General features: G+C 67.2%; 9 protein-coding genes. 5 read left to right on the forward strand and 4 right to left on the reverse strand.

The genetic code is table 11. The features are described from left to right. Positions 1-618 precede the first annotated feature (618 nt). Positions 619-1,188: a PAS domain-containing protein gene (locus tag MKK82_RS09260; protein WP_238291597.1), complete on the reverse strand. Its 570-nt coding sequence runs from the start codon at positions 1,186-1,188 to the stop codon at positions 619-621. Between the two features lie 670 nt (positions 1,189-1,858). Further along, positions 1,859-2,098, reverse strand: coding sequence for a helix-turn-helix domain-containing protein (locus tag MKK82_RS09265; protein WP_238291598.1), 240 nt, complete (start codon positions 2,096-2,098; stop codon positions 1,859-1,861). A gap of 691 nt (positions 2,099-2,789) precedes the next feature. Here MKK82_RS09265 and MKK82_RS09270 point away from each other — a divergent pair. The 3 genes from MKK82_RS09270 to MKK82_RS09280 all read left to right on the forward strand — a co-directional run bounded on the left by MKK82_RS09270 (position 2,790) and on the right by MKK82_RS09280 (position 3,707). Further along, positions 2,790-2,999 (forward strand): cold-shock protein, encoded by a 210-nt coding sequence (locus tag MKK82_RS09270; RefSeq protein ID WP_238291599.1) that lies wholly within the window; start codon positions 2,790-2,792, stop codon positions 2,997-2,999. 98 nt (positions 3,000-3,097) lie between these two features. After that, on the forward strand, positions 3,098-3,466 hold the full coding sequence (locus tag MKK82_RS09275) for a DUF6481 family protein (protein ID WP_238291600.1): 369 nt from the start codon (positions 3,098-3,100) through the stop codon (positions 3,464-3,466). Positions 3,467-3,506: 40 nt separating this feature from the next. Continuing rightward, positions 3,507-3,707 carry a hypothetical protein gene (locus MKK82_RS09280; protein WP_238291601.1) on the forward strand — a complete coding sequence of 67 codons (201 nt, stop codon included), beginning with the start codon at positions 3,507-3,509 and terminating at the stop codon, positions 3,705-3,707. A gap of 538 nt (positions 3,708-4,245) precedes the next feature. Here the strand turns inward: MKK82_RS09280 and MKK82_RS09285 are convergent. Together MKK82_RS09285 and MKK82_RS09290 are read right to left on the reverse strand one after the other, a co-directional pair. Next, positions 4,246-4,572 (reverse strand): hypothetical protein, encoded by a 327-nt coding sequence (locus MKK82_RS09285; RefSeq protein ID WP_243985406.1) that lies wholly within the window; start codon positions 4,570-4,572, stop codon positions 4,246-4,248. Between the two features lie 5 nt (positions 4,573-4,577). Beyond that, positions 4,578-4,814: a hypothetical protein gene (locus MKK82_RS09290; RefSeq protein WP_238291604.1), complete on the reverse strand. Its 237-nt coding sequence runs from the start codon at positions 4,812-4,814 to the stop codon at positions 4,578-4,580. Positions 4,815-5,143: 329 nt separating this feature from the next. Here MKK82_RS09290 and MKK82_RS09295 point away from each other — a divergent pair, with 329 nt between their 5' ends. Beyond that, positions 5,144-6,187, forward strand: a complete 1,044-nt coding sequence (locus MKK82_RS09295; RefSeq protein ID WP_243985408.1) for an SDR family oxidoreductase — start codon at positions 5,144-5,146, stop codon at positions 6,185-6,187. Positions 6,188-6,442: 255 nt separating this feature from the next. Then, the coding region (locus MKK82_RS09300; protein WP_409566785.1) for a MucR family transcriptional regulator at positions 6,443-6,778 on the forward strand (336 nt) is incomplete at its 3' end.

A 6,778-nucleotide genomic window follows, 5' to 3' on the forward strand; every position in this document is an offset into this window, starting at 1 on the left:
GCCTGAGGCTACCTGCTGCGCGCGTTCGGCGCGCTTACGGCGCCCGCTGCGGCAGCGGTCAGCGCCGCGCTGATCGCGAACAAAAGGCCGGTCGAGATCATGGATCAGGCTCCCAGGAACGAAGAGACCCAGCATCCTGGGTGGTTAACGGCGCGTTAACCGTCCTCAAATCGGGGCGACATGCGACGATCGATGCAATCTACGTATACGCCGGAGCATCGGCCTTGGCGACCGTCGCGCCGGCCGATCAACAGCGACATGCGTCCCTGTCCTGGGCTGTAGAACCCGCCGAACAGAACACCGTGCGCCGGACCGGCATGTGCCCGCGTCGTCGCTGGTGCTCCGGCCGATGGTGGATTCTGTGGCACCGCCGGCGGAAGCCCGCGCGGTTGGCACCGGCCGCGTTCGCGGTGTCGTGGTCCCGCAGGGCTGCGGCCAGACCGACGCGGGTCCGGCGGGCGCGGCCGAGGGCTGCGCGCCTTCGACGGGGTGGAAGACGCGGTGCTCGGGCCGGACCGGCCTGGTGGCGCCCCGTGCCGTCATGCCTGGACGAAGCATCATCCGGCGCGGCGCTGAGAGGGGGCCACAGGCCGGCTCGGCCGCCCGCAGCACGGCATCCTAATGGAAGCGGTCGCTCGGATCCGCCGAGTTCATGCTGTGCGCCAGCAGCCTGCCCGCAGTCATCAGGGCCTGCCGCAGCACCGGCAGCATCTCCTTGGCGCCATCCTGCTCGATGAGCCCGTGCGCGATCAGCAGGTGATCGGCGACCAGTTCCAGCGCCGATCCCGGCATCGTCGCCGGGTGGAGGGGCGGTGGAACGAAGCGCGCGAGGGTACCGTAGGCGGTCAACGGCTCGGAGCCGCTCGGGGTGATCTCCGTGACTGAGCCGAGATAGCCGAGGAAGCTGCGATCGGGTGGGCCGTAGGACGGTACGGCGCCGATTATGACCCAGCAGTAGCTCTCGTCAGGCCGCCGAAGCCGGAGCCGGAGGCTGTACTCACTCTGCTGATCACGCGCTTTGGTCAGGAACGCGAAGGACGTTTCGCGATCCTCAGGGTGCACGCAGGCGAACCAGCCGTGCTCGACGGCTTCTTCTACGGCTTGCCCGGTGAAGGCCCTCCATTCCGGGCTGACGTAACTCACGCCGCCGTCCGCCTTCGCAACGAAAATCATGCCGGGCAGCCCCAAGAACAAAATCCACGACGAACATATGATAGTTCAGTCACATCTCAAAAACATCTTATTTTCAAATGACGGCGTGAATAGTGATTGACGGGCGTCGCCTGAAATCGGACACAATATCTTGTGGCGGGGAATGCGTTTGTACACCCAAGATCTCAGAACGTGATCATGTCGGACTCGGATGCCCCCCGCTTGGTAGTCCTGCGCCGGATCGCGGACACGCTCGGCGTTCCCCTGGAACGTTTTCTCACAGATAGACCCCCCGCGGGCGTAGTCGCGAGCGCAGACGAATGCCTGCGCTTGTGGTCGAATATCGCGACGGACGAGGGGCGGAGGCAGGCGCTGCAAGCGCTGTGGGTGATTGCAGAGATGGAGCCGCGATAGCTGCCGAGAGGAACGCCGTCGCGGCGCGGCACCGGCACCGCTGCACGCGCAAGCGTGGCGGCGGCGTTCGGGCCTGGATAAGCGATCGCTCCTCGCTCTCGCGACCGGCCTCGCGCGACCGCCCAGGGCCTGTCGATGGAGACCGCTGTCGACGCCGGCCATCGGCACGCCCGCCTCGAGGCGGACCGGGGCGAGCGGGATGCGGGGCGGGAGGATGCTCGTGCCGCCCGCGGGCCGTCGGACGAATTCGGCAGCCGCAGGCCTGCAGGATTGAGATGGGCCGCTCCGCGGGTCAGCGGTCGCTGCCGGGCCGCAGACCGAGCACATTCATGATCCGATCCTGAGCCGACACATCTCTGATCGCCGCGCCGTTCTCCAACCCTCTGACCACGTCGGGATCGACCTGCGCCAGCGCCGCCAACGTCTCGATCGAGAAGGCGCCGCGGAGGCGGGCCGCACGGATCTGTGCAGCCAACGATGCGGCGGGCGGTGTGGGGGAGGGCGGTGTGGACTCGTCATGGTGATCGCTCATGAGCGGGCGGTACGGACCAAGTGAGCTCGGAGTTTCGCTCCAATTCGATTCTGCAGCCCCGAGCTCAAAATCTCCGCGCCGAGCGCGACGCAGGACCAGCGTGCTTGAGCGCCGGACCGATCGGGGGTTCCGCTGCCTCGGAATGCGGAGCTGCCGGCACGGCGACGGCCCCGGAGGCCGCAGAACCCGCTCGGTCCATCGCCGGGAAACCGAAGCGCGCCGGTCGGTCGCGGAAGGTGTCGCTGAGGCGTCCTGGCAGACGCGATAAGGATCTTTCCGCGGCCCATCCCCCTTACCCTGTATCGCGGCGGTCGAGTGCCCTCACACTCCCGCGCGCGAGCGCGCCGGTTGCCGTGTCCTCCCCGTTCGCGTGTAGCCGGCGCGTCCCCGGAGGTGCCGGTCGCGCCGAATGGAGCGTCGGAGACCCTCTCGAAGATGCCGGCCGCAACAGCGCAGCGTGTGGTCGGAGAATGCCGAACGTGTCAGCCAGATTTTCCTGAATTCAAATTTGTAGTTGTGATGGAGCCGAAGTTAGCGTACAAGTCACGGATCGATCTTTGGCCGGATATTCGGCCGTATCGCCTCAACAAGGCGAACGTTCTGCATCTTCCCCATTTTCGACGACCCGCGACCGGGCGCGTGCCAGCATGCGCCCGGCCCATTTTTTCGACTCTGTAGATATGGAATACTTATGAGCATCGGCACCGTGAAATGGTTTAACGACACTAAGGGCTTCGGCTTCATTCAGCCGGATGACGGCAGTAAGGACGTGTTCGTGCACATCTCCGCCGTCGAGCGCGCAGGCATGAACAACTTGATCGAAGGCCAGAAGGTCTCCTACGAGATGGAGGCCGATCGCCGCTCCGGTAAGCAGTCCGCGGGCCAGCTTCAGGCTGCTTGAGCCTTCTCATCTGCCTGTGACGACTTTCGAAGCCGTTCCATTCGGAACGGCTTCATTTATTTTTTGCCACCTTGGCTGAGCCTCGGTGCACATAAGGAATGTACGTGGGCCAATTTAACGCAGACCAGCTCGCCGACCGCCTCGAGGCGACGGCCAAAGCGCGGCAGGCCACACTCGCCCGCTTCCGGGCACGCCCGGCCGCCGATGATCCGGCCGTTCTCGCGCGGCAGGCCGAGCGGCAAGCCCTCGTTGAGGCCCGGGACCAACGATCCAGCGAGCGCGAGGCGGTTCGTCTCGCCGTCGAGGCTGAGCGCGAGGCGGAAGCTCTCGCAGCACGGGAGCGCGCCGCTGCGGAACTCGTTCGCCAAGCGGCCGAGAAGGCTGAACGGCAGGTCGCATTGGCGGCCGAGCAGAAGGCCGCGCGCGATGCACGCTTTGCCGCCCGCAAAGCCAAGGCCCGCAGGTAGGTCGTCGGCCTACAACGCGCTAGCACCCTGGAGGACGGGAATGTCTCATAAGTTCAAGCTCGGTCAGAACGTCCGGCAGCTCGGGATCACCTATGCCGGCAACAAGAGCAGCGTCGTCGATGGTCTCTTTGAGGTGGTCCGGCTGATGCCGGATGACCGGTCCGGTGAGCCCTGCTACCGGATCAAGTCGACGAGCTGCGAGCGAGCTGCCCGGGAGGGCGAACTCGTGCTCGCCTCCTGACCGGCTTCGGCAGACAAACGCCGGCCCGCCGGATGCGGCCGGCCAGCGTTTGCGGATCTCAAGAATCCGCCTGATCCAGCTCCGCGCGAAATCCGTGCGAAATCCGCGTGGGGCTGCAGGGCCAGCACCGCGGCGTCCGACGGCCGCGCATGCAGATCGCGCCCGGTCGCCGCCACACAGGCGTGTCCGAGCGTGGCTTGCGCGCGGCGGGCCGGGGCGCCGCGATCGAGGCGTGTGCGTGCCGGAGCCCGTGCGCCGAAACCCCGCCCGAGACCTTGCCCGGGCCGCGGCGGCCTTCACGGCTCGCTGGACGGCACTCGGATCGCGCGCTCCGCCCTTCCGCGAGAGGAACGGGGGCTCACCGGCCGCCCCTGTCGCCAGCTTGGCGACCTGATCCCCGCGCAGCGCCCCCAGCACTGTCCATGGGGAGGCTGACAGCCGTCCCCTTTCCACGGAGCCGGCTCCCGCCGGATCACCGGCCGCGCGTCGGTCTCCGCCATGATGCGCTGGGCCAGGGTGTTGTTGATCGGCGGCACCTTCACGGCCACGCCGATGTCGAACCGCAGGAGCCCGATCTCCTACGCGACGGCGAAGAGGCGTTGAGCGAGGCGGCGGCGAGCGCCTTCGTCGAGGCTCCGGATCGGGCGGCGATGTCGTCCCGCAGGTCGTCCAGCCGGACCGCGCCGAGCGGCTTGCCGACATGCGCCCTGACTTGGCAGACCCGTCGCTCGTAGCTTCGGGCCCTGTGCGGGCTGCCGGACCGGGCGAGCCACAACCGGATCGCCTGCGCGTCGACGGCCGGCGCGGGCGGCGGCATCGGCACCTGCTGCACACCGGGCTCGATGATCGCGGGACGTGCGCTCACGACGCTCAATCCCAATCCTGGCTGTCGAGCGTGCACTCGCCATGCATGTGCTTGGCGATAGCCGTCATCGCCTGATCGAGCGTAGGGTGCGTTCGCGGGACGCTCGTCAGGCCGCCGGCAGAGGGCGTGATCTGGAAGAGCTCCTCCTGATCCTGATCGATTGCCCCGAGCTGGCGGCCGAGCCGATCCTTGAGGCTCCACGACGTCCCGTCTGATCCGGTCGGCGTGACGACGACATCCATGGCGAGCCCTCGATGCAAGATGACGGTTTTTTCTTGCGTTCAGATTGATCGTACGCCGGCAGAACCGCGGCGAGCGATGCCGCTACGGTACTCGCACGCTGCGAGAATGTAGCCGCACGGACGCAGCGCGCCACTCCGCTGCATGGGCCTCTCACCGCCTATCCACGCCGCTATCGGCCGCGGTCGCCGTCGGCGGGGGCACGAGACCGCGCGAGCCGTGATGATCTGGCCGCCCAGCCACCACGAGAGGGGCACCCCGTTCGGAGCAAAGCGGTGGGTTCGCGCGTCTGTGCTGCGACGCATGTCAGCCATTGCAGGCCGGATGATCGATGAGACCAGAAGTAAACAGTGACCGGCGGCGGACCGTCGTCGTGACGGGGGCCAGCGCTGGGGTCGGGCGCGCCATCGCCCATGAGTTCGCCCGTCACCGCTGGAATGTCGCGGTCTTGGCCCGAGGCGAAGCCGGGCTGAAGGGGACCGTGCGGGACATCGAACGGGCCGGCGGCCGCGCACTCGCCCATCAGGTCGACGTCGCGGACGCCGATGCCGTCATGCGGGCGGCGGACGAGACCGCAAAAGAGTTCGGCGGCATCGACGTCTGGATCAACGTTGCCATGGTGACGATCTACGCCCCCGTGCAGCAGACCTCGCCGGAGGAGTACAGGCGGGCAACCGAGGTGACCTACCTCGGACAGGTCTATGGCACGCTCGCCGCGCTCAAGCATATGCAGCCTCGCAACGCGGGCGCCATCGTCTGCATCGGCTCGGCCCTCGCCTACCGTTCGATCCCGCTGCAATCGAGCTACTGCGCGGCCAAGGCCGCCGTGCGCGGCTTCATCGACAGCCTGCGCAGCGAGCTTCTGCACGATGGCAGTCAGGTCCGATTGACGATGGTGCAGCTGCCGGCGGTCAACACGCCTCAGTTCGACTGGGCCCGTACGCGCATGCCCCGCCGGCTGGAGCCGGTACCGCCGATTTACCAGCCCGAGGCCATCGCGCGGCACGTCTATCGGGCGGCTCACACCGCACCGCGCGAGCTGTGGATCGGCTTCCCGACCTGGAAGGCCATCATCGGCAATATGCTCGTGCCCGGCTGGATCGACGGTTACCTCGCGCGGCACGGCTACCGCGGAGAGATGACGAACCAGGCAGCGATCGAAGGGCGGCCGGACAACCTTTATTACCCCGTCGACACCGATCCCGGCGCCCATGGTCGCTTCGACGATCGATCGGTCGATACGGTCTCGGCGACCGATCCCAAATGGCTCAAGTTCGGCCTTGCTGGCGCGTTGGGCGTGTTCGCAGCCACCGCCCTTTTGGCGGTCGAGGCGCAGGGTCGGGCTCACGGCCGGCGCCGGGTTGCGAAGCGGTAGCCCAGCGCAAACCGACGGCGCCGGGAGAGACGGGCCGGGGCGCCGCGCTCGCTCTCCGGCATGGCCCGAGCGATCCCCGGCGTCGGCGAGCCGCGCCGCAGGGCCGAGGTGGCGGACGCTGTCGCTGCTGCGGCCATAGATCTGTGCGATCGACGGCGCCGTCAGGATGGTCAATTTCTGAGTCTTGAGTTGACTTCGGCTCGTGAGGTCCACATTCCGTAGGTCCTCATGCATCCAGGATCAAGCGAAGTAGCCGTGAAAACCTTAGATTATACGTCAAATTTTACTGAGCTTACCGGAGAGATCGTCGCTGCTTACGTCTCCAACAACCCGGTTCCGGTCGCTGAGCTTCCGAAGCTGATCCACGCCGTGCATGGCGCCCTATCCGGGTTGGCGTCGGGGGGTGCAAGCGCGGCGTCCGCTTCGGCGGCCGCGCTCGAGACTCCGACGGCGGCCCAGATCCGCAAGTCGGTCCGCCCCGACGGCATCGTCAGCTTCATCGACGGCAAGACCTACAAGACGCTCAAGCGCCACCTCACCAGCCACGGCCTCGACCCGAAGAGCTACCGCGACCGCTACGGCCTGCCGTCC

It is taken from the genome of Methylobacterium sp. E-046 (assembly GCF_022829625.1).
GTDB lineage: Bacteria > Pseudomonadota > Alphaproteobacteria > Rhizobiales > Beijerinckiaceae > Methylobacterium > Methylobacterium longum.

Excerpts from the sequence above, each read along its gene's own strand:
- MKK82_RS09265 (WP_238291598.1), bottom strand. The coding sequence starts at position 2,098 with ATGAGCGATCACCATGACGAGTCCACACCGCCCTCCCCCACACCGCCC.
- MKK82_RS09270 (WP_238291599.1), top strand. The coding sequence starts at position 2,790 with ATGAGCATCGGCACCGTGAAATGGTTTAACGACACTAAGGGCTTCGGC.
- MKK82_RS09275 (WP_238291600.1), top strand. The coding sequence starts at position 3,098 with ATGTACGTGGGCCAATTTAACGCAGACCAGCTCGCCGACCGCCTCGAG.
- MKK82_RS09280 (WP_238291601.1), top strand. The coding sequence starts at position 3,507 with ATGTCTCATAAGTTCAAGCTCGGTCAGAACGTCCGGCAGCTCGGGATC.
- MKK82_RS09290 (WP_238291604.1), bottom strand. The coding sequence starts at position 4,814 with ATGGATGTCGTCGTCACGCCGACCGGATCAGACGGGACGTCGTGGAGC.
- MKK82_RS09295 (WP_243985408.1), top strand. The coding sequence starts at position 5,144 with ATGAGACCAGAAGTAAACAGTGACCGGCGGCGGACCGTCGTCGTGACG.